We start from the raw sequence: 15,602 nt of genomic DNA, 5'->3' as shown, positions 1-15,602 counted from the left end.
GCCGTCACCGGCGCTTCCCAGCCCTCGAAACCCGTCGTGAGCCGGCGACCGGCTCCAGCACGCACTCCTCAGGCGGCACGTCGGGGCGCATGCCCCGGAACGACGGCGCGCGCATCTTCTGGGTGCTCTTCGTCATCTCGAGGAAGCGCACCTCGCACACGAGCTCGGGTTCGACGAACGTCGCTCCCTTGACGGCGGCCAGTGATTCGTCGTCGATCGGGGTGTCGCGCCGAACGAGGGACTCGAGCTGCGACATCAGGTCCGACAGCATGCGGTCGGTGAATCCCGACCCGACCTGACCGACCCATCGCAGCTCGCCGTCGACGATCGCGCCGACGAGGAGCGCGCCGAACGATCCGACCCGACCACCCTTGCCCGGCGTCCACCCCAGGATCACGCAGGCCTGGGTGTTCATCAGCTTGATCTTGCGCCAGTCGAGCGTGCGGCGTCCGGGGAGGTAGGTCGAGCCGAGCCGCTTCGCCATCACGCCCTCGAGCCCGAGCTCCTTCGCACGCTCGGTGAACGACACCCCGTCGCCGGCAACGTGCGCGGTGACGTGCAGCCGGTGATCCTGCTCCACGATCAGCTCGAGCAGCTCGCGGCGCTGTTCCAGTGGAAGCCCCGTCGTGTCGTGGCCGTCGAGCCAGAGCAGGTCGAACGCCACGAGCGAGACCGGCGTGGTCTTCGAGGCCCGGCTGATCGCGCGCTGTCCCGTGAGGTTCATGCGTTGCTGCAGCACCTCGAACGAGGGTCGCCCCACGTCGTCGAACGCGACGATCTCACCGTCGATCACCGCGTTCACCTGGTCGACGAGCTCGTGCACCATGTGCAGCTCGGGGTACTGCTCGGTGGCATCGCGCCCGGTGCGGGTGCGCAGGCGCGTCTCGCCCGTGCCGAGCTCGGCGAGGCAGCGGATCCCGTCGAGCTTCGGCTCGAACCACCATCCCGGATCGTCGAACGTCTCCCACCCGCCCTCGGCGAGCATCGGCTGGAACCGGGGCGGGGCGGGGATCAACGGCGACGATTGCGCACTTGCGAGGAAGGCGAGCCAGTCCGTCTTCGTCTTCACGAGATGGAACTCGAGACCGGGGTATCGCCGGCCGTGCAGCACGAACGAGACCTTCGTGTCGGTCCACTCGACGGGCTCGTACCAGCCGTCGTCGAAGATGCGCACCTCGCCGGCGCCGTAGTGGCCCTCGGGGATCGTGCCCTCGAACCGCCCGTACTCCAGCGGGTGCACCTCGGTCTGCACCGCGAGCCGCTTGTCGCCCTTGGCGACCGGCAGGCCTTTGGGCACCGCCCACGACGGCAGCGCACCGTCGCGCTCGAGGCGCACGTCGTAGTGCAGGCGCGTCGCCCGGTGCTTGTGGATCACGAACGAGTTCCCGCTCGGCGTGACCTCCCCGGGCGCCGGCTCGGTGGTGCCCTCGGGTCCGAAGTCGCGCCGGCGAACGTACTCGAACAGCGCGGGGTCCTTCGACGCCGTCGCGATCTCCTCGGAGGTCCGCTGCGCGACCGTCTTCGCGGCCGTGCGCGGAAGCGGGGCATCGATCGCGGGCGACGATGCCTCCCCGTCGATGTGCGCCGGGTCGACGCCGAGCGCCTCGAGCGCGGTGCTCAGGTCGGCGGCCTCGGTGCGCACACCCTCGAACAGGTCGCCGACGCGACCGAACCGTTCCCAGACGTTGTCGATGCGGAAGTCGCTCGGCTCGAACCCGCCCTCGAACACCTCGTCCCACGCGAGCGGGGTCGACACCGGCGCGCGAGGCTCTGGCCGCACCGAGTACACCGCGGCGATGTTCGCCCCGGAGCGGTTCATGTTGTGGTCGATGAAGATCTTCCCGGTGCGATCGGCGATCTTCCACGCCATCGTGACCCGGTCGGGGTCGGCACCCTTGATCAGGCGGCCGGCCGCGCCGACGAACGCCCGCACGAGGTCGTACGAGTACGTGCCGCGGAGCACCGGCACGTAGATCTGCAGTCCGGTGGCGCCGCTCGTCTTGGGGAACGCCGGCAGCCCGAGCTGGTCGAGCAGCACCTTGATGTGGCGCGCCACGACCAGCACGTCCTCGTAGGTGTACGGCTCGAACGGATCGAGGTCGAAGAAGAGGTAGTCGGGGTGCACCACATCGGCGCAGCGGGAGTGCAGGGGGTGGAACTCGATGCAGCCGAGGTTCGCGACGTAGAGCAGCCCGGCCGCGTCCGCGATCGTGAGGTAATCGATCTCGCCCCCCTTGGCGTCCTCGCTCTGCACGACGCAGCGCCCGAGCCAGTCCGGCGTGTGCGAGGGGGCCGACTTCTCATAGAAGAAGTCCCCGTCGATGCCGTCGGGCATGCGCTTCATCGTGAGCGGACGCCCCGCGAGGTGCGGCACGATCAGCGACGCGACGTTCGCGTAATACGCGACCAGGTCGCCCTTCGTGATGCCCTCGTCGGGCCAGAAGATCTTCGTCAGGTTCGACAGGCGCAGCTCGCGCTCGCCGATCTCGGTCCACCAGACGTCGCCGTCGCGCCGGGTCTCGAGGGCGACCGGCATCTCGACGGTGAACGCCTCCTTCGAGGTGCGGGCGCGCTTCCGCTTGGCCGGCATGTCGCCGATGGTAGCCCGGTGACCCAACGGGGTCGGGGTGGTCCCGGGATCCGCACGTCGTCGGGCTGACATGTTCGAGCGGCCGATGGCGCTGCGCACGCACCCCGTGGTAGGAAGCACACTCGGAGCAGGCACCGACCGGACGGGGGGACGATGGAGCGGTTGAAGCGGAACCCGGCTGGGTGGGGACTCGTACTGGGAGGCGCCGTGGTCTCGGCGTCGACCCTGCTCACCTGGTTCGTCGTCGAGGGAGGGGGCGGCGATGAACGCATTCGTGCGATCGAGGCCGTGTCGGGGCAGACCATCCTGTTCCTCGGCGTCGCCGCGCTGATCTGCGGCGTGCTGGTGATGATCTCCCTCGGCGGGGGCAAGTACGTCTGGGCGACCCTCGGGTTGCTGGCGTCGGGCGTCGCCCTCGCCGCCGCGATCTGGGGCGTGGTCGACACCGAGGGCCTCGCCGCCAGGTTCGCCGACGTCGAGGCGTTCTCGACGCTCATCACGTTCAGCGCCGACGCCTCCCGCGGCGACACCGTGACCCAGGCGTTCGAGGACGGCTCGGTGTCTGCCCGGCCCGCGATCGGGATGTTCGTCGCGCTCGCCGGAGGCTTGCTGGCGATCGCGGGCGCCCTTCTCTCCTACCGGTACACGCCCCCGGTCGCCGACCGGACGACCTACGAGCGGGAGGGCTGAGGGGTATGGAGGACTGGCTGAGCACCGCGGCCGGCGCGCTCGGGGTCGAGCCGGTCGGTGACGACATGCAGGATCGACTGCTCGGCGTCGCACGCGACGTCGCCCACGGCGTCGAACGCAAGCTCACCCCGATCGCGACGTTCATGCTCGGCGAGGCAGTGCAACGCAGGGTCGCGGCGGGAGAGGATCGCGCCGGCGCGTTCGCGGCCGCGTTGGCCGACCTGGAACGCGCGATCGACGCTGACCACGACTCATAGTCTCGGTCGCGCCCTCCCTCCCAGCACGTCGGCACCTCGGGATAGGATGACGTTTCCGCGCCCTGTGCTGCGGGAACGCTGACACGCGGAGGGGACTTCCATGCCGAGAGCGATGTGGAAAGGGGCCATCTCGTTCGGCCTCGTGACGATCCCGGTGGCCGTCTACCCGGCGACCGAGGAGAAGACGCTGCGCTTCAACCAGCTCCACGACGAGGACATGGGGCGAATCCGGTACAAGCGCATGTGCGAGAAGGACGGCGAGATCGTCGACTTCGAGCACATCGTGAAGGGTTACGAGTACGAGAAGGATCGCTACGTCGTGCTCACCGACGAGGACTTCGACGCCGTGCCGGTCGAGTCGAGCCGCGCGATCGACATCCAGCAGTTCGTCGACCTCGACGAGATCGATCCGATGATGTTCAAGAAGTCCTACTACCTCACGCCCGACGAGACCGGCGCGAAGGCCTACGCACTCCTGCGCGAGGCGATGAGCCAGGACAACAAGGTCGGCATCGCGAAGGTCAGCTTCCGCGACAAGGAGCACCTCGCCGCGCTGCGCTTCAAGGACGATGCGTTCGTGCTCGAGACGATGTACTGGCCCGACGAGATCCGCGAGGCCGAGTTCGGCGACGTCGACGTCAGCACCAAGGTGCGCGGGCAGGAGGTCGAGATGGCCCGCCAGCTGATCGAGAACCTCACCGCCGAGTGGAACCCCGACGAGTTCACCGACGAGTACCGAGAGGCGATGCTGAAGATCGTCGAGGCGAAGATCAACGGCGAAGAGATCGAGATCGTCGAGGCCGAACCGACCGCGAAGGTCGTCGACCTGATGGAGGCCTTGAAGGCGAGCGTGGCGGCGGCGAAGAAGCAGGCCGACGACGAGCAGGAGGCCCCCCGCAAGAAACCAGCGGCGAAGAAGTCCACCGCGAAGACGTCCGCCGCGAAGAAGTCCACCGCCAAGAAGACGACGGCGAAGAAGGCCACCGCCAAGAAGACGACGACCCGAAAGAAGGCCGTCGGAGAATGACGTTCCCCGTCCCGTACCGGGCTCGCCCGGCGCGGCGCGACGACCTCGATGTCCTCGTGGCCCTCTTCGAGGCCCGGGACCGGGTCGATGTCGGGTTCGTCGACCAGTCCCGCGACGAGATCGTCGCCGACTGGGCGATGGCGAGGTTCGACTTCGACCGCGACACGATCGTCGCGGAGGCCCCCGACGGGGTGATCGCCGGCTACGGCCTCGTGCTGGCGCACGACGCCACCGTGCAGATCTTCGCGATGGGCACGGTGCATCCCGAGCACGCCGGTCGCGGGCTGGGCTCGGCGCTGATCCACGAGACCGAACGACGCGCTGCGCTCCGGCTTCCTGCAGGCGTGAGCGCCCCGTTCCGCTCGTACATGCCGGCGACGGACGCCGCCGCCCGGCAATTGTTCGTCGAGCACGGCTACCGCCTCGTCCGCTCGTTCTGGCACATGCAGTGCGAGCTGCCGGCCGTCGATGCGCACGCGGAGTCGCCCGACGGCATCACGATGCGGCTCGGTCGGCCGCACGGCGACGAGGTCATCGCGTACCGGGTCCTCGACGAGGCGTTCCGTGACAACTTCGGCTACGAGCCCGCGGACCAGGAGGAGTGGCTCCAGGAGTTCCGGGGGATGCCCGGGTACGACCCGTCGCTCATCGTGCTCGCGTTCGAGGGCGAGGAGCCGATCGGCGCCTCGGTCAACCTGGCGGCCGACGACGGCGTGGGGTGGGTCGGCGACCTCGGCGTGCGCGAAGCCTGGCGGCGCCGAGGCGTGGGCAGGGCGTTGCTCGCCCGATCGTTCGCGGAGCTCATCGCACGCGGGCACCACGAGGTGCGGCTGGGCGTGGACACCGAGAACGCGACGGGCGCGACCGACCTGTACGCGGGGGTCGGCATGACGGTTCGACGCCGACATGACCTGTACGAGAAGCAGCTCACGGGCGCGTAAGCTGATGCCCCCGTCCCGGAGGACCCGCCATGAAGCTCGTGACCGCCATCGTCAAGCCACACCGCGTCGACGAGGTGAAGGAAGCCCTGCGTGACCTCGGCGTGAACGGCCTCACCACGACCGACGTCGAGGGGTTCGGCCGCCAACGCGGCCACACCGAGGTGTACCGGGGGGCCGAGTACCAGGTCGACTTCGTGCCCAAGGTGAAGCTCGAGGTCCTCGTGTCCGACGGCGAGGTGCAGGGTGTGGTCGACGCGATCGTCAAGGCGGCCCGCACCGGCAAGATCGGCGACGGCAAGCTCTGGGTCACCGAGACCGAACAGGTGATCCGCATCCGCACGGGCGAGATGGGCCCCGACGCGGTCTGATCCGCGTCATCCGGAGATGGAGGCCGCACGCCTGGGCGGAAGCATCGAGCGGCTTCGCGGGGAGCTCCGCGCACTCGATCGCGCCTACTCGCCGGGGCATCACGGCCTGTGGTCGGCGAGGCGCCGGGCCGAGCTGCTCGACGGCGCCCTGACCGAGATGTTCGGCGCCGCGGAGTCGCCGCCGGGCGTCGGTCTCTCGGCGATCGGAGGCTACGGCCGCGAGCAACAACTTCCGCGATCCGACCTCGACCTGCTGATCGTGCACGACGGTCGGTCACCAGAGGAGGTGGCGGCGCTCGCCGAACGCCTCCTCTACCCGTTGTGGGACGGTGGGTTCGAGGTCGGACACGCGGTACGCACGCCCATCGAGTGCGAGCAGGTGGCCCGGGAACATCTCGACGCACTGACGTCGATGCTCGACCTGCGCCCGGTCGCCGGCGACCGGGCGATCGCCGGTGAGGCCGCCGACCGGGTCCGCGCTGTCGCGGCCGGCGACGTGGCGGCGTTCGCCCGCGCCCTACGCGAGGACGCCCTCGTGCGAGCGGAACGGTTCGGCGTCACGGCCCATCTGCTCGAGCCGGACCTCAAGAACGGAGCCGGAGGACTCCGCGACGTCCAGGCGGTGCGCTGGACGACGGCCGTCGCCGGTGATGCCTTGCTGCGCACGGCCGAGCGAGAGAGGATCGATGCCGCCGAGGAGTTCCTGACGCGCGTCCGCAGCGCCTTGCAGTTCGAGTCCGGCACGCACGGCGATCGCTTGCCCCTCGAACTGCAGCCTCCCGTCGCCCGGTCGATGGGGTTCGGAGACGAACCGCGCCTGATCGCCGAGGACGGGCTGATGCGTGCAGTCTTCGAGCACGCCCGGGCAGTCCGCTGGATCGCCGAGAACGTCCTGGCCCGTGCCGCCGGGGGCGCATCGATGCCGACCGGGACGCCTGAGCCGTTCACCGGACCGAACGAGGCGCTGGAGGCGCTCGCCACGGTCGCGGAGTCGGGCGACCGGCCGGACGCCCGGCTCCTCGACTCGCTCGAGGTGACCCCTATCGCCGACACGGTCGCGTGGACCGACCGCACACGCGGGGCGTTCATGCGGATCCTCCGATCGGGTGAGGCTGGGGTCGCGGCCCTCGACGCCCTCGACCGTCTCGGGGTGATGGGCACCCTCATGCCGGCGTGGGGAGACGTCCGCTACCGTCCCCAACGCGATCCGTACCACCGCTTCACGGTCGACACGCATCTCACGACGACTCTCGTCGAGATGGGCCGCCTGATCGCGGGTCGCGACGAAGACCCGCTCACGGCGGGTGCTCTCGCGCACGGAGCCGATCACGACGGCCTCCTGCTCGGCGCCTTGCTCCACGACATCGGGAAGACCGGTGAGGGCGGACACGTGCCTGCGGGCGTGCGGATCGCGACCGAGACGCTCGACCATATGGGCGCGCCGCTGCCGACCCGCGACCTCGCGGCGTTCATGGTCGCCGAGCATCTCCTCCTTCCCGACACGGCGACGCGCCGCGACCTCACCGACGAGAACCTCATCCTCGACGTGGCCGCGCGCATCGGGTCACCCGAGCACCTTGCCGCCCTCACCCTGTTGGCGAAGGCCGACGCGATCGCGACGGGCCCCTCGGCATGGACCCCGTGGCGCCAGACACTGCTGCGCGAGCTCGTGACCCGAGTGCAGCGCGTCTTCGAACGAGGGCACATGGGTGCCGAGCTCGCTCAGCAGCTCACCGAGCGGATCGACGCGGTCCGGGACCTGCTCGAGGCAGAGCCCGACGACGTCGTCGAACGGTTCGTGCTCCGCATGCCGCGCGGCTACTTCCTCTCGGTCGAGCCCGAGCGCGTCGCCGCTCACTATCCGACGATCGCGCCCGACGTTGGATCCACGGAGGTGCGCGCGAACGCTCGACCGGGGATGAAGCCGGGTACGTACGAGCTGCTGGTCGTCGCGGCCGACCGTCCGGGGCTCCTCTCCTGGATCGCGGGCGCCGTCGCGCTCGCCGGACTGTCGATCCTCACCGCGCAGGCGTTCACGACCGACGACGGTGTCGCCGTCGACGTGTTCGAGGTCGAGGGGGTGTTCGAGGACGAAGTCGACGATGCGCGGTGGCGCGAGTTCCGCGGCGTGCTGCGCAAGGCCGTCGAGGGGCGTCTCTCGCTCGATCACCTGGTGGCGAAGAGACGGGCGCGCTACCCCGGGCCTCGCTCGCACGCCCCGATCACGGTCTCGGTCGACAACGAGGCGTCGGATTACTCCACGGTGGTCGAGGTCGGAGCTCCGGATCGGATCGGGCTGCTGTATGACATCACCAGCGCACTCGCGGAGCTCACGCTCGACGTGCACCTCGCGAAGGTCGCGACCTACACCGATCGGGTGATCGACTCCTTCTACGTGCGCGATACGCTGGGGCGCAAAGTCACCGACGCTCGACAGGTCGGCGAGATCGGGTCGGTCGTTCGGGATCGTCTGACCGGGTAGCCCACCCGCGGGGCCGTCCCCGCCGGGACCTTTCGCCCTTGCGACCCCGATGGCGACCGACGATGCTCGGATCGGGAGCGGCGATCGGGTCTGGAGGCGATGACCATGATGTTCCGCGATCGAGTCGATGCCGGGCGGCGGCTGGCCGAGCGGCTCGCGGCCCACAGCGGCGAGTCGGCCGTCGTCGTGGCGTTGCCGCGCGGCGGTGTGCCCGTCGCGGCCGAGGTGGCGAAGGCGCTGGGGGCGCCGCTCGACGTCCTCGTGGTCCGCAAGCTCGGATGTCCCTGGCAGCCCGAGCTCGGCATGGGGGCGATCGCCGAGGGCGACATCACGGTGCGCAACGAGGATCTGATCGAACGCATCGGTGTGGACGATGCGACGATCCGGGCGGTCGCCGACCGTGAACGGACCGAACTCGACCGCCGGATCCGTCGCTACCGCGGCGACCGACCCCCCGTGCCGGTCGAGGGACGCACCGCGATCCTCGTGGACGACGGCATCGCGACCGGATCGACGGCGCGGGCCGCGGTCGACGTGCTCCGTCGGCGAGGCGCTTCCCGGGTCGTGCTGGCCGTCCCCGTCGCGCCCCGCGAGGCGGTCACCGCCCTCGCCGACGTGGCGGACGAGGTCGTGGCCGTCGAGACACCGCGCCTGTTCATGGCGATCGGGCAGTTCTACGACGATTTCACCCAGACCTCCGACGACGAGGTCGCGACCCTGCTGGCCGAGCGGTCGCCCGAACGGCCCGAGGGCTCGGCGGACGTCCGCTGACCGCCACGCCCGCGCTCACTCGGCGAGGAGCTCGGCCTTCTCCATCGTGTCGAGGCTGTCCTCCAGGTCCTGGCGGATCGCCGCCTCGAGCTCACGGTCGAGGGCCGGCAGGCAGATCTCCTCTTCCTTGGTCATGTGCAGGTCGACCAACATCTCCAGGCCGTGCAACGTGCGGACGAGCTTCCGACGGTTCTCCGGCTCGAGCCCGCCCTGCGACAGCGCCTGTTCGGCCAGCGCCACCTCGCGCTCGAGACCGGCGATCGCGCGGTGGTCCATCGCCAGCAGGTCGACGCTCATCCGGCCTTCCGCTCGGGCGAGGGCCGGGTAGAGCACGCGGTCCTCCACGTCCATGTGCCGCAGCATCCCGTGAGCCAGCAGCCCGTGGAGCTCCGACAGCTCACGGTGCAGCGATGCCTCGTTGAGCGCCGCCGAGTCGGCCGCGGCCCGGCACGCCGATGCGATGCGGCCCCGGAGCGCCGCATGCGCTTCCAGGAACGATGCCCAAGGTTGCGACATGACTTCCACCTCCATCGTCATGGTCCGCCGCGGTTCCGTGCATCGGGCCGCGCGGACTTCCGATGCCACCGTAGGGCGGGCCACCGGCGCCCGACCCGTGGCATGGGCCCCTCGTCGGGGGGCCGTTCGCCCCGGACCCTCGGTCGCGAACGGGCGCACGCTGGTCTCGATCGGAGGTTGGTCGTGGTGGCCGTATCGAGGACGCCGGTGCCGGAAGCCTGCAGCGCATGCGGCTCCCCGATCCTCCTTCCCAGCAGCATCGAAGCGGGGGTCGCGATGTGCGGGGTGTGCGGTGCGCACGTCCGCAGGGCGGGTGGACACGTCCGCATGACGTGGGCGGCCCGACAGCCGTTCGCGGGACGACCGCCGCACGAGCAGGTCGCTGACGCCTCGACCGCGTAGCCGGACCACGCTTCCACCGTAGGTCTCCCGGCAGCGCTTCGGGCCGAGCATGAGGCCTGCCGTGACGGGGCCGGACATCGCCTGAGGGACCGCGCGGCGGACGCTCCGACGCGACGGTCAGACGGCGCTCCGCTGCGTCGAGAGCTCGAGGGCGACGCCGGCGGCGACCTCGCGGGCGTCCCCGAACAGCATCATCGTCTGCGGCAGGAAGAAGAGCTGGTTCTCGATGCCGGAGAACCCCGACCGCAGGCTTCGCTTGACCACGATCACGGACCGGGCGTGGTCGACGTCGAGGATCGGCATGCCGAAGATCGGGCTCTGTCGGTCGTGCCGTGCTGCCGGGTTCACCGTGTCGTTCGCGCCGATCACGAGCACGACATCCGTCCGCTCGAACTCGGGGTTGATCTGCTCGAGATCGACCAGCAGGTCGTAGGGGACGTTCGCCTCGGCGAGGAGCACGTTCATGTGACCCGGCATGCGCCCGGCGACCGGGTGGATCGCGAACCGCACCTCGACGCCGCGGGCGATCAGGAGGTTCGCGATCTCGGCGACCTTGTGCTGGGCCTGGGCCGCCGCCATGCCGTATCCCGGCACGATGACGACGAAGCTCGCCGAGTCGAGCAGCATCGCTGCCTCCTCCACGCTCGTCACGCGCACCGGCCGCTGGGCGTCGCCGCTCGCCGTCTGCTCGGCCCCGAACCCCCCGAAGATCACGTTCGTGAACGTGCGGTTCATCGCACGGCACATGAAGATCGAGAGCAGGAAGCCCGACGAGCCGTCGAGGGCGCCGGCGATGATCAGGATCGGGTTGGCGATCGCGAACCCGAGCGCCGCGCCGCTCAGGCCCGCGAAGGAGTTCAACAGCGAGATCACGACCGGCATGTCTGCGCCGCCGATGCGCATCACCATCATCACGCCGAACGCGAGCCCGATCGCGACCAGCCACGGCAGCACCGAGACCCGGGTCGGATCGAGCGCCAGGACGACCACGATCGCGACGCCCGCGGCGAGGACGACCCCGTTCACGACGTTCTGCTCGGGGAAGGTGAGCGGTCGGTCCCTCACGAAACCCTGCAGCTTCCCGAACGCCACGAGGCTGCCGGTGAACGTCAGACATCCCAGCAGGATCTCGGCCGCGAGCACGGTGGTCGCGAACCTCGCGAGACCCCCGTCGCCGAGGTCGAGCTCGGCGATGCCCACCAGCGCGGCCGCGAGCGCGCCGAACGCGTGGGACAGCGCGATCCGCTGCGGCATCGCGGTCAACGGCACGAACACGGCGATCAACGCGCCGATCGTGGCACCGACGACGACTGCGATCGCGATCCACCGCACGTCGACGATCTGCTCCTTCAGGAGCGTGCCGACGACCGCGAGGAGCATGCCTGCCTCGCCCACACGCACGGCCCGCCGCGCGGTCGCCGGGTGGGTGAGCCACTTGAGCGCGAGCACGAAGCAGCCGCCGGCCGCCACGTACAGCAGCCCCACCACCCACGTCGTCACGGCGCTCGCCCCGCCTTCGATACCTCGGGGTCACGGCGCTCGCGCCGTCGGAACGTCTTGAGCATCCGGTCGGTGATCAGGAAGCCACCGACCACGTTGATTGTCGACGCCGTGACCGCGATCCCGCCGAGCACCGTCGCGAACGTCCCTCGCCCGGAGCCCGCGAGGATGAGCGACGCCACGAGCGAGATACCCGAGATCGCGTTCGTGAGCGACATCAGGGGGGTGTGCAGCAACGGCGGCACCCGACGGATCACCTCGAAGCCGAGGAACGTCGCGAGCATGAAGATCGTCAGCCCAGTGAGGATCGCGTCGGCGCTCATGGCGTCGCCCCCTCGAGCCGAGCGACCAGCTGCGGATGCACGATCGCACCCCCTTCGGCCACGAGCGTCGACGCCACGACAGGATCGGCACGGTCGGGTGAGAAGGCGCCGTTGTGGATCAGCACCGCGAGGAACTCCGTGAGGTTCCTCGAGAACATCAGGCTCGCCTGCTGCGGCACCGACGCCGCCAGGTTCGTGGGGCCGAGGATCGTCACGCCGTGCGCGACGACCGTCGCATCGGGCTGGGTGAGCGAGCAGTTGCCGCCGTTGGGCGCCGCGAGGTCCACCACGACCGACCCTGGTCGCATGCCGGCGATCGCATCCTCGGTGAGCAGGATCGGCGCAGGTCCTCCCGGGATCACGGCCGAGCACACGACGGCATCGACGTCAGAGACCACGCCGGCCAGATGCTCCTGCTGCCGTCGCTCGAACGCTTCGCCGAGCGCCTTCGCGTAGCCGCTCGCATCCTCGGCATCGCCGGGCGCCAGGGGCAGCGGGACGAGCCGAGCGCCGAGGCTCTCGACGTCTTCCTGCGCAGCGGGCCGCACGTCGTAGGCCTCGACCATCGCGCCGAGACGGCGCGCGGTCGCGATCGCCTGCAACCCCACGACCCCGGCGCCGATCACGAGCACCCGCGCGGGCGGGAACGTCCCCGCGGCCGTCGTGAGCATCGGCATCAGTGTCGGGAGCCGGTCGGCGGCCAGGATCACGGCCTTGTAGCCCGCGGCGGTCGCCTGGGAGGAGAGCACGTCCATGCTCTGAGCCCTGGCGATCCGAGGCACGAGATCCATCGCGAACACGGTCACGCCGCACGCTGCGAGCTCGCTCACCTCGGCGATCCGTCGGTACGGATCCGCCAGTCCGATCACGACCTGGCCGGGCCGGTGGAACGCCAGATCGGCGCGGCCCGGTGCGCCGTTGGCGGGGTACGTGCGCACCTGCAAGACGATGTCGGCGCCGAGCGCCCCGGCCCTGTCAACGATGCCTGCGCCGTGGTGCTCGAACTCCGCGTCGGGGAACCCGGCCCGCACGCCTGCGTCCGCTTCCAGCACGAGGCGCAGCCCGAGCGCATCGAGCCGCGCCACGGCCTGCGGTGTCGCGGCCACCCGCGTCTCCCCGGGGTACGTCTCGCTGGGAACGCCGACGACGAGCTGTTCTGCTGCCACGCAGCCATGCTGGCAGCGAGTGCTCCTCCGGAGACGGGTCGTCAGCAACCCCGCCGGAAGGCCGTTCGGCAGCACATCACTCGGACGCCATGACAGGTCCCTCCCGCCGACGGTGAGTCGGGGGAGACGGTGGTGTTCTCAGAGGGGTTCCGGTTGGTCCCTTGGAGCTCGACGCGAGCAACTCGCCATGGAGGAACCGCCGACCGCCGTTCCGGCGTGGCGACATCCGGCCGTGATCGTGGCCGGTGTCGCCGCCATCCTCGCCGTGTCCCTCGCGGTGTTCGCTCTCGCGAGAGTCGGCGAGGAAGGTCCGGTTCCCGCGGTGAACACGCTCGTGCGGCTGGACGGCGACGCCGTGGCCGCCGTCGCGCCCGTGGGGTCGGGTCCGCAGGCGGTCGCCGTTCAGGGAGGAGCCACCGTGTGGTGGCGAACACGTCCGATCGAACGGTCCAGCGAGTTGATGCCGCCTCCGCCACGGCCCAACCCGCCGAAGGAGGGCTCCTGTACGGACCGACGAGCATCGCGATCGGTGAGGGGTACGTCTGGATAGGAAGCAGCCTCACGTCCGACCGGGAGCGCCGGTCACGCTGACATCATCACGACCTGAGATCCCACGTGGCGGGGTGGAACAGCTCGCGGACCTCGAGCTCTCGGGGAGAGAGGCCCTCCGCGTGCGACCAGCGGGTGACCGCGTCCAGCTCGGCTCGGTTCGCCTCGAGGCCGTACGACCAGTAGTCCTCGCCCATGAGCGCGCGGATCGTGTCGAGCTCGACCCACGGCAGGGTGACCCTGAGGAAGTTCGTCTGCTCGAGGTCGTGGATCGCGAGCCGCTTCGCCTCAGCGAACGCGCCGTGGACGTGCAGCGGCAGCCACGGATGGCGTTCTGCGAGCTCGCGACGGACCGCAACGACGTGCATGATCGGGAACAGCTTCGTCTCCTCGTAGAAGCGGCGTTCCTCGGCGTGGTGGTCGGGCCAGAGTCGGCGCACCCGGGGGTCGCCGGTCAGGAAGCTCGACGGGGGGCGCGGCGAGATGAGCGCGTCGAGCACGCCCTCGGCGAGCATCCCGTTGAGGGTCGCGTCGGCGTCGATCGGGCGGAGCTCGATGTCGTCGCGCAGGTTGATCGGGATCCGGTCCTTCGCACCGGGTTGCTCCAGTCCCCCGCTGCGCCACTGGATCGCCGAGGGCGGCACGCCGTGACGATCGGCGAGGATGCCGCGGACCCACAACGCCGCGGTCTGCTGGAACTCCGGCGTGCCGACGGTCCGTCCCGCGAGGTCCTCCGCACGGTCGATGCCGCTGGCCGCGTGCACGTACACGGCCGAATGCCGGAACGCGCGCGACGGGAACGCCGGCACCGCGATGTAGGGGCTCGAGTCCCTGCCGACGACCACGAGGTAGCTGCTGAGCGAGAGCTCGGTCACGTCGAACTCCCGATCGCGCAGCGCTCTGCCGAACAGGTCCTCCGGCTCACCGGTGGTCGGCGTGACCTCGCAGCCTTCGATCGGGACGCGCCCCTCGAGGATCGGTCGAGAGCGATCCGTCACCGTGGTCGCGAACGAGATCCTCAGCGGCGCCATCACACCACTGGGTTCGAGAGCGTGCCGATCCCGTCGATCGACACCTCGACGAGATCGCCCACCCCTGCCGCCACCAAGACGCTGATCCGAACGGCCGGTGTCGTCGAGGTGTATCGGACGAGATGCATGAACCCTCCCTGGGTCGCAGCAGCGTCAGTGTGTGTCGTGGCGGATCACGGACGCGGTCCAGAGCCGGGTCTCGTAGCGGACCCGCATCGAGCCCTCGGGGAATCGATCACGCGTGATCCGCTCGACCCGCTGCAGGAACGACCTTCGATCGCCCTCGGACATCGCTGCGGTGTAGCTCTTACTCCGCTCCTCCATGAGCCAGCCGTCCACGGTGACGTCGCGCACCCATGGGATCACGACCATCGGCTCCGGATCGAACAGGCCCGATCGGCGGGCGTCGGCACCGACGTCATGGAACCGATGGTGTCGACGGGCGTCGGTCTCAGCTTCCACGGCCGTCCAGTAGGCGTCGAACCATGCTTCGCCGTCGGCATGTGGGAGTGACCACCAGGCCGCCCATCGGCCACCACGTCGGAGCACGCGAGCCGCCTCACCCCACCTTCGTCGTTCGTCGAGCCAGTGCCACGACTGAGCGAAGCAGATCATGTCCGCGCAGCGATCCCGGAAAGGCATGAACGCACCATCCGCGACGACGGCCGCGAGCCCGGGCGTACGACTGGCGGCCTTCCCGAGGACCCCGCCCCCGATGTCGAACGCGACGACGCGCGCACCCCGTCTGAGCAGCGCTCGTGTCGCGATCCCGGTTCCCGCACCACCTTCGAGGATCAGTAGTCCGGCGAGCGGCTCCAGGGCGTCGAACACCGCCTCCGGATGGTCGGGTCGTCCAGCCTCGTACTCGTCGGCGACCGGATCGAATGAAACCATGCGCGACAGTATGGCGGCCTGGCCGGACACACCGGCCCGGGATCATGCATCGATGCGCAGGAGCCCCTCCAGCCGCTTGGCCATCTCTCACGACC

The 15,602-nt window shown here is 70.0% G+C and carries 15 protein-coding genes; 7 read left to right on the top strand and 8 right to left on the bottom strand.

The window, feature by feature from the left end; all coding sequences use genetic code 11:
• Positions 1-4: 4 nt before the first annotated feature.
• A complete protein-coding gene (ligD, locus tag VFI59_15990; GenBank protein HET6715194.1) occupies positions 5-2,590 on the bottom strand; it encodes a non-homologous end-joining DNA ligase in 2,586 nt (861 codons plus the stop codon).
• 153 nt (positions 2,591-2,743) lie between these two features.
• Between ligD and VFI59_15985 the strand changes: the two genes are divergently transcribed.
• The 7 genes from VFI59_15985 to VFI59_15955 all read left to right on the top strand — a co-directional run bounded on the left by VFI59_15985 (position 2,744) and on the right by VFI59_15955 (position 9,126).
• The gene (locus tag VFI59_15985; GenBank protein HET6715193.1) at positions 2,744-3,280 is read left to right on the top strand and encodes a hypothetical protein; all 537 of its coding nucleotides are present in this window, start codon (positions 2,744-2,746) and stop codon (positions 3,278-3,280) included.
• A 5-nt stretch (positions 3,281-3,285) separates the two neighbouring features.
• On the top strand, positions 3,286-3,537 hold the full coding sequence (locus VFI59_15980) for a DUF6457 domain-containing protein (GenBank protein HET6715192.1): 252 nt from the start codon (positions 3,286-3,288) through the stop codon (positions 3,535-3,537).
• 100 nt (positions 3,538-3,637) lie between these two features.
• Positions 3,638-4,564, top strand: a complete 927-nt coding sequence (locus tag VFI59_15975) for a Ku protein (GenBank protein HET6715191.1) — start codon at positions 3,638-3,640, stop codon at positions 4,562-4,564.
• The gene (locus VFI59_15970; protein ID HET6715190.1) at positions 4,561-5,505 is read left to right on the top strand and encodes a GNAT family N-acetyltransferase; all 945 of its coding nucleotides are present in this window, start codon (positions 4,561-4,563) and stop codon (positions 5,503-5,505) included. The genes VFI59_15975 and VFI59_15970 overlap by 4 nt, the downstream gene beginning before the upstream one ends.
• A 29-nt stretch (positions 5,506-5,534) precedes the next feature.
• Positions 5,535-5,873, top strand: a complete 339-nt coding sequence (locus VFI59_15965; protein HET6715189.1) for a P-II family nitrogen regulator — start codon at positions 5,535-5,537, stop codon at positions 5,871-5,873.
• 16 nt (positions 5,874-5,889) lie between these two features.
• Entirely contained in the window at positions 5,890-8,355 is a 2,466-nt protein-coding gene (locus VFI59_15960) for an ACT domain-containing protein (GenBank protein ID HET6715188.1), read from the top strand.
• Between the two features lie 108 nt (positions 8,356-8,463).
• A complete protein-coding gene (locus tag VFI59_15955; GenBank protein HET6715187.1) occupies positions 8,464-9,126 on the top strand; it encodes a phosphoribosyltransferase in 663 nt (220 codons plus the stop codon).
• A 15-nt stretch (positions 9,127-9,141) separates the two neighbouring features.
• Here the strand turns inward: VFI59_15955 and VFI59_15950 are convergent, their stop codons facing one another.
• The 7 genes from VFI59_15950 to VFI59_15920 form a co-directional block, all read right to left on the bottom strand.
• Positions 9,142-9,642 carry a hemerythrin domain-containing protein gene (locus VFI59_15950; protein HET6715186.1) on the bottom strand — a complete coding sequence of 167 codons (501 nt, stop codon included), beginning with the start codon at positions 9,640-9,642 and terminating at the stop codon, positions 9,142-9,144.
• A 519-nt stretch (positions 9,643-10,161) separates the two neighbouring features.
• The gene (locus VFI59_15945; GenBank protein HET6715185.1) at positions 10,162-11,544 is read right to left on the bottom strand and encodes an NAD(P)(+) transhydrogenase (Re/Si-specific) subunit beta; all 1,383 of its coding nucleotides are present in this window, start codon (positions 11,542-11,544) and stop codon (positions 10,162-10,164) included.
• Positions 11,541-11,867, bottom strand: a complete 327-nt coding sequence (locus VFI59_15940) for an NAD(P) transhydrogenase subunit alpha (GenBank protein HET6715184.1) — start codon at positions 11,865-11,867, stop codon at positions 11,541-11,543. The genes VFI59_15945 and VFI59_15940 overlap by 4 nt, the downstream gene beginning before the upstream one ends.
• Positions 11,864-13,033 carry an NAD(P) transhydrogenase subunit alpha gene (locus VFI59_15935; protein HET6715183.1) on the bottom strand — a complete coding sequence of 390 codons (1,170 nt, stop codon included), beginning with the start codon at positions 13,031-13,033 and terminating at the stop codon, positions 11,864-11,866. The genes VFI59_15940 and VFI59_15935 overlap by 4 nt, the downstream gene beginning before the upstream one ends.
• Before the next feature lie 596 nt (positions 13,034-13,629).
• Positions 13,630-14,613, bottom strand: a complete 984-nt coding sequence (locus VFI59_15930; GenBank protein ID HET6715182.1) for an ABC transporter substrate-binding protein — start codon at positions 14,611-14,613, stop codon at positions 13,630-13,632.
• Positions 14,613-14,741, bottom strand: coding sequence for a hypothetical protein (locus VFI59_15925; GenBank protein ID HET6715181.1), 129 nt, complete (start codon positions 14,739-14,741; stop codon positions 14,613-14,615). The genes VFI59_15930 and VFI59_15925 overlap by 1 nt, the downstream gene beginning before the upstream one ends.
• Before the next feature lie 25 nt (positions 14,742-14,766).
• The gene (locus VFI59_15920) at positions 14,767-15,507 is read right to left on the bottom strand and encodes a class I SAM-dependent methyltransferase (GenBank protein HET6715180.1); all 741 of its coding nucleotides are present in this window, start codon (positions 15,505-15,507) and stop codon (positions 14,767-14,769) included.
• Positions 15,508-15,602 lie beyond the last annotated feature (95 nt).

Source organism: Actinomycetota bacterium (assembly GCA_035697485.1).
Taxonomy (GTDB): Bacteria; Actinomycetota; UBA4738; order UBA4738; family HRBIN12; genus JAOUEA01.
Note: the sequence above shows the minus strand (reverse complement) of the source record. Positions and strands in the feature narration are given on the sequence as shown.